Source organism: Ruegeria atlantica (genome assembly GCF_001458195.1).
Classification (GTDB): Bacteria; Pseudomonadota; Alphaproteobacteria; order Rhodobacterales; family Rhodobacteraceae; genus Ruegeria; species Ruegeria atlantica.
Window position 1 is genome coordinate 115,793 of sequence record NZ_CYPU01000073.1, and the last position, 15,256, is coordinate 131,048.

Here is a 15,256-nt window from a genome sequence, read left to right on the forward strand (position 1 = left end):
TATGACTCAAATCGACTACACCCGCGCCGCCAAATACTTTCTGCTGCAGGACTTCTGGGTCGGCATGAAGCTGGGGTTGAAGTACTTCTTCGCGCCAAAGGCAACCATCAACTACCCGCATGAAAAAGGCCCGCTGTCTCCGCGTTTCCGCGGCGAGCACGCCCTGCGTCGTTATCCGAACGGCGAAGAACGCTGCATTGCCTGCAAACTGTGCGAGGCGATCTGCCCGGCACAAGCCATCACCATCGACGCCGAACCGCGCGAAGACGGCAGCCGCCGTACCACGCGGTATGACATCGACATGACCAAGTGCATCTATTGCGGTTTTTGCCAAGAAGCCTGCCCGGTGGACGCCATCGTCGAGGGGCCGAACTTCGAATTCGCCACGGAAACCCGCGAAGAGCTGTTCTATGACAAGGAAAAGCTGCTCGACAACGGCGAACGCTGGGAAGCCGAAATCGCCCGCAATCTGGAAATGGACGCGCCGTACCGATGACTGACACGCCCCAAAATCCGTTCGACCTGATGATGAAACAGGCGCAGGACATGGCCAAGGCGATGAACCCGGCGATGGAGAATTTCTCGCCCAAAGGGTTCGAAGCGCTGTGGCCGACCATGCCCAAAGAGGTCATGGAAATGATGTTTGGCAACACCGTCAACAAGGACGGGCTGGATGCCAAGACCCGCCTGCTGCTGACGTTGGCCGGTCTGACCTGTCAGGGCGCGCAAGCGGACGCGGCGGTGCGTCAGACCGTGCGCCACGCGCTTGAGGCCGGTGCCGGGAAACAAGAGATCGTGGAAGCGATCGGTCAGATGTCGGTCTTTGCCGGCATCCCGGCCATGACCCGCGCGCTGGAACTGGCGCAAGAGGTTCTGGGCGATAACGAGGATACGGATCAATGACCGTCTTTGCCTTCTATCTGTTTGCTATCAGTGCCATCACCGGCGGGCTGTTCACAGTGATCAGCCGCCAGCCGGTGCACTCGGTGCTGTGGCTGATCCTGTCGTTCCTGTCCGCGGCGGGGCTGTTCGTGCTGCTGGGGGCAGAGTTTGTAGCGATGCTGCTGATCATCGTCTACGTCGGTGCGGTCGCGGTGCTGTTCCTGTTTGTGGTGATGATGTTGGACGTGGACTTTGCCGAGCTCAAGGCCGAGATGGCGCGCTATATGCCGCTGGCCCTGCTGATTGGTCTGGTCATCCTGATGCAGTTCGTCATGGCCTTTGGGGCCTGGGACAGCGCGCAGGGCGCTGCGGCAAATCTGGCCCAGCCGATCCCGGTGGACCGGCACAACACCGAGGCCCTAGGTGTCATCCTTTATGATCAATACTTCCTTCTGTTCCAGCTGGCGGGCCTGATTCTGCTGGTGGCCATGATCGGTGCCATCGTGCTGACGCTACGCCACCGCAAGGACATCAAGCGTCAGGACATCGTCGGCCAGATGATGCGCGACCCGGCCAAGGCGATGGAGCTGAAAGACGTGAAACCGGGGCAGGGGCTTTAAGACGATGATCGGACTTGAACACTATCTTACGGTCGCGGCGACGCTGTTCGTCATCGGCATCTTCGGTCTCTTCCTGAACCGCAAGAACGTCATCATCCTGCTGATGAGCATCGAACTGATGCTGCTGGCGGTGAATATCAACCTCGTGGCGTTTTCCAGCTTCCTCGGCGATTTGGTCGGGCAGGTGTTCACGCTGTTTGTGCTGACCGTGGCGGCGGCCGAGGCGGCGATCGGGCTGGCCATTCTGGTTTGCTTCTTCCGCAACCGTGGCACCATCGCGGTTGAAGACGTCAATATGATGAAGGGGTAAGAGAATATGGAAACCACCATCCTCTTTGCCCCGCTGGTGGGCGCGCTGCTCTGCGGGTTCGGCTGGAAGTTCATTGGCGAGAAGGCCGCCATGTGGACCGCCACGGGCCTGCTGTTCCTGGCCTGTCTGCTGTCGTGGATCGTGTTCTTTTCGTTCGACGGTGTGACCCAGCAGATCGAGATCATGCGCTGGATCGAAAGCGGTTCGCTGTCGACAAGCTGGGCCGTTCGACTGGATCGTCTGACCGCGATCATGCTGATCGTGGTGACGACGGTTTCGGCGCTCGTGCACCTCTATTCCTTCGGCTACATGGATCACGATCCGCAGTGGCGCGAGGGCGAGAGCTATAAGCCGCGTTTCTTTGCCTATCTGTCCTTTTTTACCTTCGCCATGCTGATGCTGGTGACGGCGGATAATCTGGTTCAAATGTTCTTTGGCTGGGAAGGTGTAGGTGTAGCCTCGTACCTGCTGATCGGGTTTTATTATCGCAAGCCCACGGCCAATGCGGCAGCGATGAAAGCGTTCATCGTAAACCGGATTGGTGACTTTGGCTTTGCTCTGGGCATCTTCGCGCTGTTCTTCCTGACGGACAGCATCAACTTCTCAGACATTTTTGCCTCGGCCCCTGCGCTGGCCGAAGAGAAGTTGCACTTCCTGTGGGGTGAGTGGACCGCAATCGAGGTGATTTGCGTCCTGCTGTTCATCGGCGCGATGGGGAAATCGGCACAGTTGATCCTGCACACTTGGTTGCCGGACGCGATGGAAGGCCCGACGCCTGTGTCGGCGCTGATCCACGCTGCAACCATGGTGACGGCGGGAGTGTTCCTGATCTGTCGGATGTCGCCATTGATGGAATTTGCGCCGGGTGCCACCGGGTTCATCACCTTCCTTGGGGCCTCGACCGCGTTTTTTGCCGCAACCGTTGGCCTGGTTCAGACCGACATCAAGCGCGTCATTGCCTATTCAACCTGTTCTCAGTTGGGCTACATGTTCGTGGCTGCGGGTGTTGGCATGTATTCGGCAGCGATGTTCCACTTGCTGACGCACGCCTTCTTCAAGGCGCTGTTGTTCCTTGGTGCAGGTTCGGTGATTCACGCGATGCATCACGAGCAGGAGATGACCGAATACGGCGGCCTGCGGAAGAAGATCCCCTATACATTCTGGGCGATGATGATCGGAACCCTGGCGATTACAGGCGTCGGGATCCCGATGACCCAAATTGGGTTCGCCGGGTTCCTGTCCAAGGATGCCATCATCGAAAGCGCTTTTGCCGGAGGTACCGGATATGCCTTCTGGATGCTGGTGATCGCCGCGGCGTTCACGTCATTCTACAGCTGGCGTTTGATTTTCCTGACCTTTTATGGCGAAGAGCGTGGCGACAAGCATACGCATGAGCACGCGCATGAAAGTCCGATGACCATGCTGGTGCCGCTGGGTGTTCTGTCCTTGGGCGCTGTGTTTGCCGGGATGATCTGGTATGGCAACTTCTTTGGTCACACAGACAAGGTCGGCAAGTTCTACGGTATACCGGTGGCTGAGGCGTCCGAGCATGCTGAGGCCAGTGATCACGGTGCAGCCGATACGGCCCATGGTAACGATACGCATGCGGATGAGGCGCACGCGGATGAAGGCCATGGTGATGACGCCGGAAACGAAGAAAAAGCGGCTCACGGCGACGACCACCATTACGTCTTCGCGGGTGAGCCGGGCGAGGGCGCGATTTACATCGCGCCGGACAATCATGTTCTGGACGATGCGCATGCTGCCCCCAAGTGGGTCAAGGTTTCGCCTTTTGTCGCCATGGCTTTGGGCTTTATCGTGGCCTTCTGGTTCTACATCGTGAACACGACGCTGCCGGCGCGTTTGGCGCAGAACCAGCGTCCTCTGTACCTGTTCCTGCTGAACAAGTGGTACTTTGACGAGATCTATGACGCGGTATTCGTCAAACCCACCATCGCGCTCGGCCGGTTCCTGTGGAAACGGGGTGACGGCAACACTATTGACGGTTTCCTTAACGGGGTGGCGATGGGCGTTGTGCCCTTCTTTACCCGCCTCGCAGGTAAGGCGCAGACGGGCTACATCTTTACTTACGCCTTCTGGATGGTTCTGGGTATCGCTGCCCTTGTCACCTGGATATCGATCGGCGGAGGCGCACACTAATGGATAATATCCTCTCCATCGTCACCTTCATCCCCGCCGTGGCGGCAGGCATTCTGGCCCTGTTCTTGCATGGCGAGGACGTGGCCGCACAGCGAAATGCCAAATGGGTAGCACTTGTGGCTACCACGGTGACGTTCCTGGTCTCGATCGGCATTTACACGGGGTTTGATCCGTCCAACACCGGCTTTCAGATGGTGGAAGAAGGTGAGTGGCTGCTGGGCCTGAAATACAAGATGGGCGTGGACGGTATCAGCGTTCTGTTTGTCTTGTTGACCACCTTCATCATGCCTTTGACCATTCTGGCCAGTTGGCACGTCACGGACCGCGTCAAGGAATACATGATCGCCTTCCTGTTGTTGGAAACGCTGATGCTTGGCGTGTTCATGGCGCTGGATCTGGTGCTGTTCTACCTGTTTTTTGAGGCAGGTCTGATCCCGATGTTCCTGATTATCGGCATCTGGGGCGGTGCGAACCGGGTTTATGCCAGCTTCAAATTTTTCCTCTACACCTTCCTTGGATCAGTGCTGATGCTGGTGGCGATGGTCGCGATGTATGCGGACGCTGGCACTACCGATATCGAAGCGTTGATGAGCCATCATTTCTCGTCCGAAGGGTTCAGCGTGCTTGGCATCTATGTTGTCGGCGGCATGCAGACGCTGATGTTCCTGGCGTTCTTTGCATCGTTTGCAGTGAAGATGCCGATGTGGCCGGTACACACCTGGCTGCCGGACGCCCACGTTCAGGCACCGACCGCTGGATCGGTCGTTCTGGCGGCGATCCTGTTGAAGATGGGCGGCTACGGCTTCTTGCGGTTCAGCTTGCCGATGTTCCCGGTGGGCTCGGCAGTGATGACTGATCTGGTGTTGTGGATGTCGGCGATTGCTGTCGTCTACACCTCGCTTGTGGCGCTGGTGCAGGAAGACATGAAAAAGCTGATCGCGTATTCTTCGGTCGCGCATATGGGCTTTGTGACTATGGGTATCTTTGCTGCGAACCAGCAGGGCATTGACGGCGCGATCTTCCAGATGCTTAGCCACGGGTTCATCTCGGCTGCGCTATTCCTGTGTGTTGGCGTGATCTATGACCGGATGCATACTCGCGACATCGAGGCTTACGGTGGGTTGGTCATTCGCATGCCAGCCTATGCATTGGTCTTCATGTTGTTCACCATGGCCAATGTAGGTCTGCCGGGCACCAGTGGATTCATCGGAGAATTCCTGACACTGATGGGAACCTTCCAGGTCAACACATGGGTGACGGCTGTTGCGGCTTCTGGTGTGATCTTCTCGGCAGCTTATGCGCTATGGCTGTATCGCCGAGTGGTCTTTGGCGATTTGATCAAGGAAAGCCTCAAGGCGATGACGGATATGAGCTCGCGCGAGCGGCTGATCTTTGCGCCGCTGATCGTGATGACCATCTTGCTGGGCGTCTACCCGTCGCTTGTGACCGATGTAATCGGCAACTCGACCGCCGCGCTGATTTCGAACTATGAAATGGCTCTGGCCGCGGCTGAGGCCGCGACCCAGTCAGCCGCATCGCATTAAGGGGGCTTTGGAGACATGATCCAAGCTGATCTGACGATAATCCTGCCAGAGATTGTTCTGGCCGTATATGCGATGGCGGCGCTGTTGGCGGCTGTCTACACGACGAAAGACGGGCTGGCACCTTTGCTGGTCTGGACAACCGCTGGGTTGATGGCGCTGCTGGCGATTTGGATCGCGACCAACGGCGATGGTACCAATGTCGCGTTCAATGGCATGTTTGTCGATGACGGGTTCGCAAGGTTCTCGAAGGTGGCGATCCTGCTATCAGCGGCTGCCATTCTGGTGATGAGCCAGGAATATATGGCGCGTCGGGATCTGCTGCGATTCGAATTCCCTCTATTGGTTGCGCTGGCCGCTGTCGGCATGATGATGATGGTCAGTGCTGGCGATCTGATGTCGCTGTACATGGGGCTGGAGCTGCAGTCACTGTCGCTGTACGTCGTGGCCGCGCTGCGCCGGGATAGTGCCAAATCGACCGAGGCCGGTTTGAAGTACTTCGTGCTTGGTGCGCTCAGCTCGGGCTTGCTGCTGTACGGTGCCTCGCTGGTTTATGGGTTCACAGGCACCACGCTGTTCTCGGGTATCATTCAAACAGTTCAGGATGGTGAGATTTCGGTTGGCCTTCTGTTTGGTCTGGTGTTCCTGATCTCGGGGCTGGCGTTCAAAGTGTCCGCTGTGCCGTTCCACATGTGGACACCGGATGTGTACGAAGGCTCGCCCACGCCTATCACCGCTTTCTTTGCCACAGCGCCGAAAGTGGCGGCCATGGCCCTGTTCGCACGCGTAATGCACGACGCTTTTGGTGGTGTGATCAAGGACTGGCAACAGGTGATCGTCTTGCTCTCGGTCCTGTCGATGCTGTTGGGTGCGGTCGCGGCGATTGGCCAGCGTGACATCAAGCGGCTGATGGCGTTTTCGTCGATTGCCCATATGGGCTATGCGCTGATCGGACTGGCTGCGGGAACCGAGTTGGGCATCAAGGCTATGCTGATGTATCTGGCCATCTATGTGACGATGAATATCGGCACTTTCGCTTTCATCCTGATGATGGAGAGAGACGGCAAACCGGTCACGGACATCGACGCCCTACGCCAATATTCCAAACGCGAACCGGGCAAGGCGCTGGCGGTGCTGATCCTGATGTTCAGCCTGGCGGGTGTCCCACCAATGCTGGGCTTTTTCGCCAAATTCGGTGTCTGGCAGGCTGGCGTAAGCGCGGGCCTGACCGGGCTGGTGATCGCCTCAGCCATCGCCTCGGTCATCGGCGCGTTTTATTATCTGCGGATCGTGTTCTACATGTATTTCGGAGCTGAAAACGACGACCCGATCGAAACGCATTCTTCGCCGGTTCTGTGGGTTGCTCTAATGGGCTCGGCTGCGTTGATGCTGGTGGGTGTGTTCTATCAGTTCGGTATTGAAGGCGCGGCGGCAGCTGCGGCGGCCACTCTTGTCAATTGATCAGCGTAACACAGCAAACTTGGGGGCTCGGTCAGCAGACCGGGCCTTTTTGACATGACAGACTGGCCACAGGGATACGGCCTGCACGTGCTGCAAGAGGTCGACAGCACATTGAACGAGGCCACCCGCATGGCCCCGACCACGACCGGTCCGGTGTGGATCATGGCGCATCACCAAACGGCGGCGCGTGGGCGACGGGGTCGGGCATGGGCCAATCCCAAGGGAAATCTTGCCGCGACCCTTTTGATGAGGCCACACGGAAATCCGGAACAGGCCGCACTGCGCAGCTTTGTGGCTGCGCTCGCGCTGTTTGACGCCTGCGTTGCAGTGACAGGTCGGGCGACAGGCTTGTCCCTAAAATGGCCCAACGACGTATTGCTGAACGGTGGCAAACTAGCAGGTATCCTGTTGGAAAGCACAGGGCAGGGGCACGGCGTCTCGCACCTGTCCATCGGCATCGGTGTGAACCTGTCAGAGGCACCCGGAGCAGATCAGGTAGAACCCGGCGCCGTCCGACCGGTTTCCCTATTATCGGAAGCCGGAGCCAACGTAACGCCCGAGGATTTTCTGACCGAACTGGCTGTCGCCTATGCCAGATACGAGAACCAATTCGTGACTTACGGGTTCGAACCGATCCGGACCGCGTGGTTGGCCCGGGCTGCCAAGTTGGGTGAGGTCATCACCGCACGTACCGCAGCGTCGGAAACGGTTGGAACCTTTGAAACGGTGGACGCAGCGGGCAATCTTGTCCTAAACACCGCCAAAGGCCGCGTCAGCATTCCGGCGGCGGATGTGTTTTTCTGAAGGAGGCCCAGATGCTTCTGGCTATTGATTGCGGCAACACGAACACTGTGTTCTCGATCTGGGACGGTGAAAGGTTTCTGTGCACCCTGCGCACATCGACCCACCATGCGCGCACGGCGGATGCCTATTTCACGTGGTATTCGACGCTGGTGAAACATTATGGGATCGAGGCTGAAATCACTGATGTGATCATCGCCTCGACCGTGCCGCGCGTTGTGTTCAACCTGCGGGTCTTTGCGGATCGGTTCTTTGGGTGTCGGCCGCTTGTCGTGGGCAAACCCGATTGCCTGTTGCCGATGAATCCGCGTGTTGACGAGGGTACAGTGCCCGGCCCGGATCGTCTGGCCAACGCGGTGGCTGCGTTTGACCGGCATGGCGGCAACGTGGTTGTTGTGGATTTTGGCACGGCGACGAACTTTGATGTGGTTGCGGCGGATGGGGCCTATGTCGGCGGGATCATTGCGCCGGGCGTGAACCTCAGCCTCGAGGCGTTGCACCAGGGCGCGGCTGCCCTGCCGCATATCGATATCACCCGCCCTGAAAATGTGATTGGCACGAATACGGTTGGCTGTATCCAATCCGGCGTGTATTGGGGCTATTCCGGATTGATCGAGGGGCTGATTTCCCGGATCAAGGCGGAATACGGAATGCCGATGAAAGTCGTTGGAACCGGTGGGCTCGCGCCGCTGTTCGATCAGGCGGACGTGGGGTTTGACGCAATCGAAGATGATCTGACGATGCACGGACTTACCGTGATTCATCGCTATAACAAGGACAATGGCTCGACATGAGCAGCGAAAGATTGATCTACCTACCGCTGGGTGGTGCCGGCGAAATTGGCATGAATGCCTATGTCTACGGCTATGGCAAACCCGGTCAGGAACGGCTGATCCTTGTGGATCTGGGCGTGACATTTCCGGACATGGACACCACCCCGGGCGTTGACCTGATCCATGCCGACATTTCTTGGCTGCGCGAACGTGCCGACAAGCTGGAAGCCGTGTTCGTCACCCACGCACACGAGGACCACGTGGGCGCTGTGGCGCATTGCTATGAGGCGCTGGGTGCGCCTGTCTACGCACGGGCCTTCACCGCCAACATTGCGCGCCGCAAGATGGAAGAACACGGACACCCCGAGGATGCCGTACATACTGCATCGGCCTGGCCCGAACAGATTTCCGTTGGTCCGTTCAAGGCGGGTTTCCTGCCGGTCTCGCATTCGATCCCCGAAAGCGCTGCCCTGGTGATCGACACGCCAGAGGGGCGGATCGTACATACCGGCGACTTCAAGCTGGATGAAAATCCGATCGTGGGTGAACCTTTTGACCCCAATCTCTGGGCTGAGGTTGCCAAGTCTGGCGTCAAAGCGCTGGTGTGTGACAGTACGAACGTGTTTTCCCCCCATGCGGGTCGTTCGGAATCCGAGGTCGGCCCCGAGATCACCAGGCTGGTTGAGGAAGCCAGCGGCATGGTTGTTGCCACCACATTTGCGTCGAATGTCGCACGTGTGAAAACACTGGCCGAGGCGGGTGAACGGGCGGGGCGCTCGGTCGTTCTGCTGGGTCGCGCGATGCGCCGGATGATCGAAGCCGCGACCGAAACGGGCATTCTAACCAGCTTTCCACGCGTCGTCAGCGCCGAAGAGGCTGTGGACATGCCGCGCCAGAACCTGATGCTGATCGTCACCGGCAGCCAGGGAGAACGCCGCGCGGCCAGCGCACAACTTGCGCGGGGCAAATACCGCGGGTTGGAACTGAAAGAGGGCGATCTGTTTCTCTTCTCGTCCAAAACCATCCCAGGCAACGAGCGCGGCGTGATTTTCATCATGAACCAGCTCAGTGAAAAGGGCGTGGATGTGGTCGATGACAGTGCGGGCCTGTACCATGTGTCTGGTCACGCCAACCGTCCGGATCTTGAGAAAGTACATGGGCTAATCGATCCGCAGATGATTATTCCGATGCACGGTGAACATCGCCACCTGCGTGAGCATGCCAAACTGGCCGAAGCTGGTGGGCGTACCGGTATTCTGGCCGTAAACGGCACCATGCTGGATCTGACAGGGAATGCGCCACGGGTTGTCGATTATGTCGAAACCGGACGGACCTATCTGGACGGCACGGTCAAAGTTGGCGCCCTGGATGGGGTGGTGCGTGACCGGATTCGCATGGCGCTGAACGGGCACGTCACTGTCACTGTCATTCTGGACGAAGAGGACGAGCCACTCGGCGAGCCGTGGTGCGATACGATGGGTCTGTCCGAGATTGGATCGTCCCGCGCCGCATTGGTCGAAGTTCTGGAAGAAGACCTGAATCAGTTCCTGATGCGGGCCGATGCCAAGACCCTGCGCGATGATGACAAACTGGAAGAGGCAATACGCCGGATCGTTCGCCAAACAGCAAAGACCGAGATTGGGAAAAAGCCCGAAGTCACCACGGTAATCAGCCGCATGAAATAACGTGTCTGAGGGCCACCGGCCCTCAGTCTGCTTCTGGCATGGGATAACCGCGAAGTTTGAGGAAAAGGCTTTCCTCCTCACTGTTCAGAAAGAACGGAACAGTTTCAGGTGGCGTTGGGTCTGTCACCCGAGCGGCGATTTCGGCCAGCACGACTTCTGTAATGAACGGCAGGTCGAATTCGCGCGCCCGGTCCAGCGGCACCCATTGCAGATGTGACAGCTCGTCCGAGGCGTGGCTGAAATCATCCAGATCGCCCTGTATTGCGGCGGCGTCTACCAGGAAAAAGCGTGCATCGAACCGGCGGGGTCGCCCAGGCGGGGTGACGGCACGAAAAACGAACTGAAGTGCTTGTGCCGATGGGCGGTATCCCATCTGCGCAAATGTCGCCCAATCTTCGGTCCGCGGGCCCGCCCAATCACCTGGTTGGCCCAAAATCAGTCCGGTTTCTTCCCAAAGCTCTCGGATCGCCGCCGCCGCCAAGGCATTTTGCAGCCCGGCTTGTGACCGCTCCGCAAGGCGATCACAGCACACAGCGGGCAGATCTGTTGACAGTGCAACATCTGCATCAGACGCATCGACAGCGCCGCCTGGAAAGACAAATTTGTTGGGCATGAACGCGGCTTTTGCACCGCGTTGCCCCATCAGGATGGATGGATTGGTCAGACGATCCCGCAAAACGATGACTGTCGCCGCGTCGCGTATGGCTGTTTTGTCCACCGTCATCCGTTGCTCAACTTGCGGTCCAAGATCACGCGGACTGGCCAAAGCCGTGCATGCGACGAGCCCATTGATAGGCGACAACTGCCCCTTTCAATCGTGGCAGCAGGAATAGTGACAGGGCAGTACAGCCAATTGCCAAAACCAGGAACATCGTCAGGGGCTCAGGGCGCCAATGGACATAAGATAAGTGCAGCGCCGGTGCCAGCAGGTGACCCACCAGAAGAATAGTCAGATAGGCCGGCCCGTCATCGGCGCGATGGTGAAACAGCTCTTGCCCGCAATTCGAACATTCGTTGTTAACCTTGAGGTAGCTGTGCAGCAGTTTGCCCTCGCCGCAATTTGGGCAACGGCAACGGAACCCTTTGACCAGTGCTGGCTTTGTCGGGCGGTCTTCTACATCGTGGGTTTCGATCGTCTGATCTGTCATGTTGATACTCGCGCGTTCCAATGATGAGGATATAACGCTTGTTTGCAACTTCGGGAAAGGGGGTGCGTCGCTTTGCATCGCTAAGACGTTTCTAAAAAAGTTTCACTTCCTGCGACGGAATGGGATGCTTGCCCCGTTTGAACCTATGTGAGCAGCGGCAATGGCGCCGCGAAAACAAGGGAAAAACGTTATGAAAAGCGCCAAATTCATTCCGGCAATCATTGTGTCAGCACTGGCAATCACTGGCACATCCGTTTTCGCCGCAGGCGGTAAAGATCGCGAACCTGTGACCTTTCAACAGCTCGATGCGAACGGTGACGGGCAGGTGACCAAGGAAGAAATGCAGGCTCATCGGAATCAGCGTTTCACCAATGCCGACACCGATGGCGACGGCCAGCTGAGCGTCGAAGAGATGCAGGCAGCAGGTCAAAAGAAGGCCAACGACCGTGTTACGAAGATGTTTGAACGCAACGATGCCAACAAGGACGGTTTTCTGAGCGAGGACGAGTTGCCCAAGCCGCGCCGTGCTGACAAGATGTTTGACCGGATCGACGCGAACGAGGACGGCGCTATCTCGGAAGAAGAATTTGCCGATGCAAAAGACAGAATGGGAAAGCGCCACAAGAAACATGGGAAAGCGGACTCTGACGACAGCTGATGCGGGATGGAGGACCTGACCTCTGCTCCACAATACGTTCGCGGCGTGGATAACGCCGCGGACGAATTGGGCGACGATGTGTTGCTCAGGCAGTTTGCCGATGGCGATGCTGCGGCGGCGCGCGTTCTCACCGATCGGCTTGCGCCGCGCAGCTTATCAGTGGCCCTTCGGTTTCTGGGCAATCGCGCCGAGGCTGAAGATGTGACACAAGATGCGATGATGCGCCTGTGGCAGATGGCACCCGATTGGGTGCCCGGTCAGGCCAAAGTATCGACATGGCTCTATCGCGTGACGCTAAATCTGTGTGTTGATCTGCGCCGCAAAAAGACGCCGGACCGACTGGCGGATGTGCCAGAGCCAGCAGATGAAAAGGCCAGTGCGGCCGTTCGTCTGCAGGACGCAGCCCGAAAGGATGCCCTGCAAATGGCACTATCACAACTGCCGGAGCGTCAACGACAAGCTGTTGTTTTGCGGCATATTGAGGAATTGCCCAACCCTGAAATTGCTGGGATCATGGGTATTTCGGTGGAAGCGGTGGAAAGCCTTACGGCACGAGGAAAACGGTCGTTAGCGGCGATTCTGGCCGGGCGACGTGATGAACTGGGGTACGACGATGACTGACGACAAAGACAATCTGGATCTGTTGTTCGCCCAAGCCCGGCAGGATCGGCATGAGTTGCCGGATGATCTGGCTGTGCGCATTCTCACCGACGCGGAATCTGTTCGGCTGGGTCGCCTGAAGCCAGATGAGCCAAAGACAAACTCTCTTTGGGCGCGCCTTCTGGCCGGGTTTGGCGGCTGGCAGGGAATGGGCGGTTTGGTTGCTGTCAGTATGGCGGGTGTCTGGATCGGCTTTTCAGCACCGGCATTTCTGCCTGATCCTGCCAATTACATTTACGCGCAGGATGTTAGTTTCGTGGTCGCTGACCTAAGTCTGGATACGAGTTTTCTGGAGGACGCCGAATGAGCGATAGTCCCAAACCCAAAAACCGCTGGATATCGATTCTGCTGGTCATCTCGCTGGCCTTGAACCTGTTGATCGTCGGCGTTGCCCTGGGGACCGCGCTGCGGGTCAAAGGGGGGGATCATGCAAAATCTCCGCCAGGTTTTGGTTCGGCGCTGTATCGTGCGCTGCCAAAGGAAGAGCGTAAAGCCATGCGGGGCGAGCTGTTCGATCGACACAAAAAGGGTGCACACAACCGATCCCAGGATTTTGCCCAACTCAGCACTGCTTTGCGGGCAAACCCCTTTGACGCTGCGGCGGTTCAGGCCCTGCTGGACCAACAAGCGCAGTCCATGGCGGACCTGCAGGATGCCCTGCAGCAAGAGTGGTTGGCCCGGGTTGAAGCCATGAGCGATGAAGAGCGTCTGGTCTATGCCGACCGGCTGGAAGAGGTTGTTAAACGAGGCCCGCGTGGCCACAAGAAAAAGGACTGAGGGTTTCAGGCAGCGCTCTGCCTGATCCTTACTTGATTGCGACCAGCCTTCTTGGCTGCATAAAGCGCAGTATCGGCGGATTTCAGCAACCGTTCCGCCGGGTCACCAGGGGGCAGGGGCGGGATCGGTGCCGTCAGGCCGATGCTAATGGTGACTGGCACAGGGGCCGAGGTGTCGGGCAGAGAAAAAGGTGTCTTGCTGATACAGTCGCGCAGGGTTTTAGCCAAATCCATCGCACCCGCCTGAGAGCAGTCAGGCAGACCTATCATAAACTCCTCTCCCCCGATGCGCGCGACAAAACCCGCCGCGCCAACCGTGCGCTTCATGCGCTTTGCGGCCTCGGTCAAAACCTGGTCGCCGCTGACATGCCCAAAACGGTCGTTGATGGTTTTGAAATGATCCAGGTCTGCCAACATGACAACGAAACCGTGACCGGTTTGCGATGGTTGTCGCGCCATCTGATCCATGGCTTTCATTGCATAGCGACGGTTGTGCAACCCAGTCAGGGGATCGACCCATGACTCAGCGAGCCCGCGCTTTAATGAGGCGCGCATTTGGTCCATTCGGGCCTTTCGCGCGATCTGGTTATCCAGATGTAGTTTAACCTCTTCGAGGTAGAACCCCCCCATACACACGGCGTCAGCGCCACGATCCAGCGCCTCGCTCGCCATTGTCGCATTTTCATCGGCCAAGACGGCGATCAATACGGTATGCCGAGTTGCCCCCCGTGACTTCAGTTCCGCCAACGTACTCAGGCCCGCGGCCGTCGTATCTATTTCGATTAGGATCGCGTCTGGCACTGGCCCTGACAGTAAAGCACGCATGTTCGAAGCTGCATGTGTGCTTAGGCTGTGATGCGATCTCTCGGACAACGCGGATTTCCACAATGTCCCGATCCGGGCGCTTTGGGTCAGTATGGCCACATGGGCCGATTTCGACGGCGTAATCAGCTCGGTCGCGGGTTCTGCAAATCCGACTGGATGTGATCCGCCGCCCAGCTGAAGCTCTTGGGTTTCAGCGCGCGCGCGCAGCAGACTGCGAATTCGCGCCAGAAGCAGGGTGTCCTTGAACGGGGCTGCCAACACGTCGTCCAACCCATCCGACAGTGCCTGCAATCTTGCCGCCTTGTCGTTCTGCGGCGCGATTGCAACGACCGGTACATCGGCCAATCCCGCGTTGGCCATCACCAGTCTTTTGACGTCCGCAGCCGAGCCATCGGGCAGCGTTTGTGCCACCAGCACCAGATCGGGGCGCGTGCGACTTAGCAGCCCGGCCAGCCCATGCAGCTTTTCAGCCTGAACCACGTGGTACCACGCTGCCGTCAGCTGAACTTTTAGCATAATGCGATTGGTCGAAGTCCCGTCGAGGACAAGGATGGTTCCCTGCACGGACATATCTGCCACCGTTGATTGCATGCGTCGCCAAAGTGTTTATGAGTCTGGTTAACAAACCCTTTCCAAGTGCATATTCGAGGCCTCTTTATGCCGATCACCGCCCAATCCGCCGAAACGCTTGCCCTGAACGTCCTTGGCTGGCTGGTCGGGAATGACGAATTGCTGCCGATCTTTTTGGGCTCGACGGGTGCATCCACCGAGGATTTGCGGGTTCGCGCATCAGAGTCGGAGTTCCTGAGTTCGGTTCTTGAATTCTTGATGCTTGACGATTCGTGGGTGATCGCCTTTTGTGACGCCAATTCCGTGCCCTATGACCTGCCGGGTCAGGCGCGGGCTGTTTTGTCCGGTGGCGACGTTCACTGGACCTGATTCAATTCACTGACAGG

General features: G+C 58.0%; 18 protein-coding genes. 15 read left to right on the plus strand and 3 right to left on the minus strand.

Going from position 1 to position 15,256, the window contains the following annotated elements; all coding sequences use genetic code 11:
• Window position 1 precedes the first annotated feature (1 nt).
• From nuoI to RUA4292_RS22610, 10 genes are read left to right on the plus strand one after another with little or no spacing between them, the layout of a single operon-like run.
• Complete coding sequence (gene nuoI / locus RUA4292_RS22565) at window positions 2–496, plus strand: NADH-quinone oxidoreductase subunit NuoI (RefSeq protein ID WP_050602762.1); 495 nt, start codon at window positions 2–4, stop codon at window positions 494–496.
• Entirely contained in the window at window positions 493–903 is a 411-nt protein-coding gene (locus tag RUA4292_RS22570; RefSeq protein WP_058279635.1) for a carboxymuconolactone decarboxylase family protein, read from the plus strand. The genes nuoI and RUA4292_RS22570 overlap by 4 nt, the downstream gene beginning before the upstream one ends.
• The gene (locus RUA4292_RS22575) at window positions 900–1,502 is read left to right on the plus strand and encodes an NADH-quinone oxidoreductase subunit J (protein WP_058279636.1); all 603 of its coding nucleotides are present in this window, start codon (window positions 900–902) and stop codon (window positions 1,500–1,502) included. The genes RUA4292_RS22570 and RUA4292_RS22575 overlap by 4 nt, the downstream gene beginning before the upstream one ends.
• Before the next feature lie 4 nt (window positions 1,503–1,506).
• Window positions 1,507–1,812 (plus strand): NADH-quinone oxidoreductase subunit NuoK, encoded by a 306-nt coding sequence (gene nuoK, locus RUA4292_RS22580; RefSeq protein WP_005984024.1) that lies wholly within the window; start codon window positions 1,507–1,509, stop codon window positions 1,810–1,812.
• A 6-nt stretch (window positions 1,813–1,818) separates the two neighbouring features.
• The gene (gene nuoL / locus RUA4292_RS22585) at window positions 1,819–3,972 is read left to right on the plus strand and encodes an NADH-quinone oxidoreductase subunit L (protein ID WP_058279637.1); all 2,154 of its coding nucleotides are present in this window, start codon (window positions 1,819–1,821) and stop codon (window positions 3,970–3,972) included.
• Complete coding sequence (locus tag RUA4292_RS22590; protein ID WP_058279638.1) at window positions 3,972–5,516, plus strand: NADH-quinone oxidoreductase subunit M; 1,545 nt, start codon at window positions 3,972–3,974, stop codon at window positions 5,514–5,516. The genes nuoL and RUA4292_RS22590 overlap by 1 nt, the downstream gene beginning before the upstream one ends.
• Window positions 5,517–5,531: 15 nt before the next feature.
• Window positions 5,532–6,974 (plus strand): NADH-quinone oxidoreductase subunit NuoN, encoded by a 1,443-nt coding sequence (gene nuoN / locus RUA4292_RS22595; protein ID WP_058279639.1) that lies wholly within the window; start codon window positions 5,532–5,534, stop codon window positions 6,972–6,974.
• A 54-nt stretch (window positions 6,975–7,028) separates the two neighbouring features.
• Window positions 7,029–7,778, plus strand: a complete 750-nt coding sequence (locus tag RUA4292_RS22600) for a biotin--[acetyl-CoA-carboxylase] ligase (RefSeq protein ID WP_058279640.1) — start codon at window positions 7,029–7,031, stop codon at window positions 7,776–7,778.
• Between the two features lie 11 nt (window positions 7,779–7,789).
• Window positions 7,790–8,569 carry a type III pantothenate kinase gene (locus RUA4292_RS22605; protein WP_058274409.1) on the plus strand — a complete coding sequence of 260 codons (780 nt, stop codon included), beginning with the start codon at window positions 7,790–7,792 and terminating at the stop codon, window positions 8,567–8,569.
• Entirely contained in the window at window positions 8,566–10,233 is a 1,668-nt protein-coding gene (locus RUA4292_RS22610; RefSeq protein ID WP_058279641.1) for a ribonuclease J, read from the plus strand. Before RUA4292_RS22605 ends, RUA4292_RS22610 begins: the two co-directional genes overlap by 4 nt.
• Window positions 10,234–10,255: 22 nt before the next feature.
• Here RUA4292_RS22610 and RUA4292_RS22615 read toward each other — a convergent pair whose 3' ends face one another.
• Window positions 10,256–10,957, minus strand: a complete 702-nt coding sequence (locus RUA4292_RS22615; protein ID WP_058279673.1) for an NUDIX hydrolase — start codon at window positions 10,955–10,957, stop codon at window positions 10,256–10,258.
• Between the two features lie 25 nt (window positions 10,958–10,982).
• Window positions 10,983–11,381: a DUF983 domain-containing protein gene (locus RUA4292_RS22620; protein ID WP_058279642.1), complete on the minus strand. Its 399-nt coding sequence runs from the start codon at window positions 11,379–11,381 to the stop codon at window positions 10,983–10,985.
• A 190-nt stretch (window positions 11,382–11,571) separates the two neighbouring features.
• Between RUA4292_RS22620 and RUA4292_RS22625 the strand changes: the two genes are divergently transcribed.
• The 4 genes from RUA4292_RS22625 to RUA4292_RS22640 are packed head-to-tail and all read left to right on the plus strand — an operon-like array spanning window position 11,572 to window position 13,476.
• Window positions 11,572–12,039, plus strand: a complete 468-nt coding sequence (locus tag RUA4292_RS22625) for an EF-hand domain-containing protein (RefSeq protein ID WP_058279674.1) — start codon at window positions 11,572–11,574, stop codon at window positions 12,037–12,039.
• 6 nt (window positions 12,040–12,045) lie between these two features.
• Complete coding sequence (locus RUA4292_RS22630) at window positions 12,046–12,660, plus strand: RNA polymerase sigma factor (protein WP_058279643.1); 615 nt, start codon at window positions 12,046–12,048, stop codon at window positions 12,658–12,660.
• Complete coding sequence (locus RUA4292_RS22635) at window positions 12,653–13,006, plus strand: hypothetical protein (protein ID WP_058279644.1); 354 nt, start codon at window positions 12,653–12,655, stop codon at window positions 13,004–13,006. The genes RUA4292_RS22630 and RUA4292_RS22635 overlap by 8 nt, the downstream gene beginning before the upstream one ends.
• A complete protein-coding gene (locus tag RUA4292_RS22640) occupies window positions 13,003–13,476 on the plus strand; it encodes a periplasmic heavy metal sensor (RefSeq protein ID WP_058279645.1) in 474 nt (157 codons plus the stop codon). The genes RUA4292_RS22635 and RUA4292_RS22640 overlap by 4 nt, the downstream gene beginning before the upstream one ends.
• Window positions 13,477–13,481: 5 nt before the next feature.
• On the opposite strand, the gene RUA4292_RS22645 is transcribed toward RUA4292_RS22640, so the two are convergent.
• The gene (locus tag RUA4292_RS22645) at window positions 13,482–14,870 is read right to left on the minus strand and encodes a diguanylate cyclase (protein WP_058279675.1); all 1,389 of its coding nucleotides are present in this window, start codon (window positions 14,868–14,870) and stop codon (window positions 13,482–13,484) included.
• Window positions 14,871–14,957: 87 nt separating this feature from the next.
• Between RUA4292_RS22645 and RUA4292_RS22650 the strand changes: the two genes are divergently transcribed.
• Complete coding sequence (locus RUA4292_RS22650; protein WP_058279646.1) at window positions 14,958–15,239, plus strand: DUF3572 domain-containing protein; 282 nt, start codon at window positions 14,958–14,960, stop codon at window positions 15,237–15,239.
• Window positions 15,240–15,256: the final 17 nt, after the last annotated feature.

Coding starts and splice junctions, on each gene's coding strand:
- RUA4292_RS22625 (WP_058279674.1), top strand. CDS start 11,572: ATGAAAAGCGCCAAATTCATTCCGGCAATCATTGTGTCAGCACTGGCA.
- nuoN (WP_058279639.1), top strand. CDS start 5,532: ATGATCCAAGCTGATCTGACGATAATCCTGCCAGAGATTGTTCTGGCC.
- RUA4292_RS22635 (WP_058279644.1), top strand. CDS start 12,653: ATGACTGACGACAAAGACAATCTGGATCTGTTGTTCGCCCAAGCCCGG.
- RUA4292_RS22620 (WP_058279642.1), bottom strand. CDS start 11,381: ATGACAGATCAGACGATCGAAACCCACGATGTAGAAGACCGCCCGACA.
- RUA4292_RS22640 (WP_058279645.1), top strand. CDS start 13,003: ATGAGCGATAGTCCCAAACCCAAAAACCGCTGGATATCGATTCTGCTG.
- RUA4292_RS22575 (WP_058279636.1), top strand. CDS start 900: ATGACCGTCTTTGCCTTCTATCTGTTTGCTATCAGTGCCATCACCGGC.
- RUA4292_RS22600 (WP_058279640.1), top strand. CDS start 7,029: ATGACAGACTGGCCACAGGGATACGGCCTGCACGTGCTGCAAGAGGTC.
- RUA4292_RS22615 (WP_058279673.1), bottom strand. CDS start 10,957: ATGACGGTGGACAAAACAGCCATACGCGACGCGGCGACAGTCATCGTT.
- nuoI (WP_050602762.1), top strand. CDS start 2: ATGACTCAAATCGACTACACCCGCGCCGCCAAATACTTTCTGCTGCAG.
- RUA4292_RS22630 (WP_058279643.1), top strand. CDS start 12,046: ATGGAGGACCTGACCTCTGCTCCACAATACGTTCGCGGCGTGGATAAC.
- RUA4292_RS22650 (WP_058279646.1), top strand. CDS start 14,958: ATGCCGATCACCGCCCAATCCGCCGAAACGCTTGCCCTGAACGTCCTT.
- RUA4292_RS22605 (WP_058274409.1), top strand. CDS start 7,790: ATGCTTCTGGCTATTGATTGCGGCAACACGAACACTGTGTTCTCGATC.
- RUA4292_RS22570 (WP_058279635.1), top strand. CDS start 493: ATGACTGACACGCCCCAAAATCCGTTCGACCTGATGATGAAACAGGCG.
- RUA4292_RS22610 (WP_058279641.1), top strand. CDS start 8,566: ATGAGCAGCGAAAGATTGATCTACCTACCGCTGGGTGGTGCCGGCGAA.
- nuoL (WP_058279637.1), top strand. CDS start 1,819: ATGGAAACCACCATCCTCTTTGCCCCGCTGGTGGGCGCGCTGCTCTGC.
- RUA4292_RS22590 (WP_058279638.1), top strand. CDS start 3,972: ATGGATAATATCCTCTCCATCGTCACCTTCATCCCCGCCGTGGCGGCA.
- RUA4292_RS22645 (WP_058279675.1), bottom strand. CDS start 14,870: ATGTCCGTGCAGGGAACCATCCTTGTCCTCGACGGGACTTCGACCAAT.
- nuoK (WP_005984024.1), top strand. CDS start 1,507: ATGATCGGACTTGAACACTATCTTACGGTCGCGGCGACGCTGTTCGTC.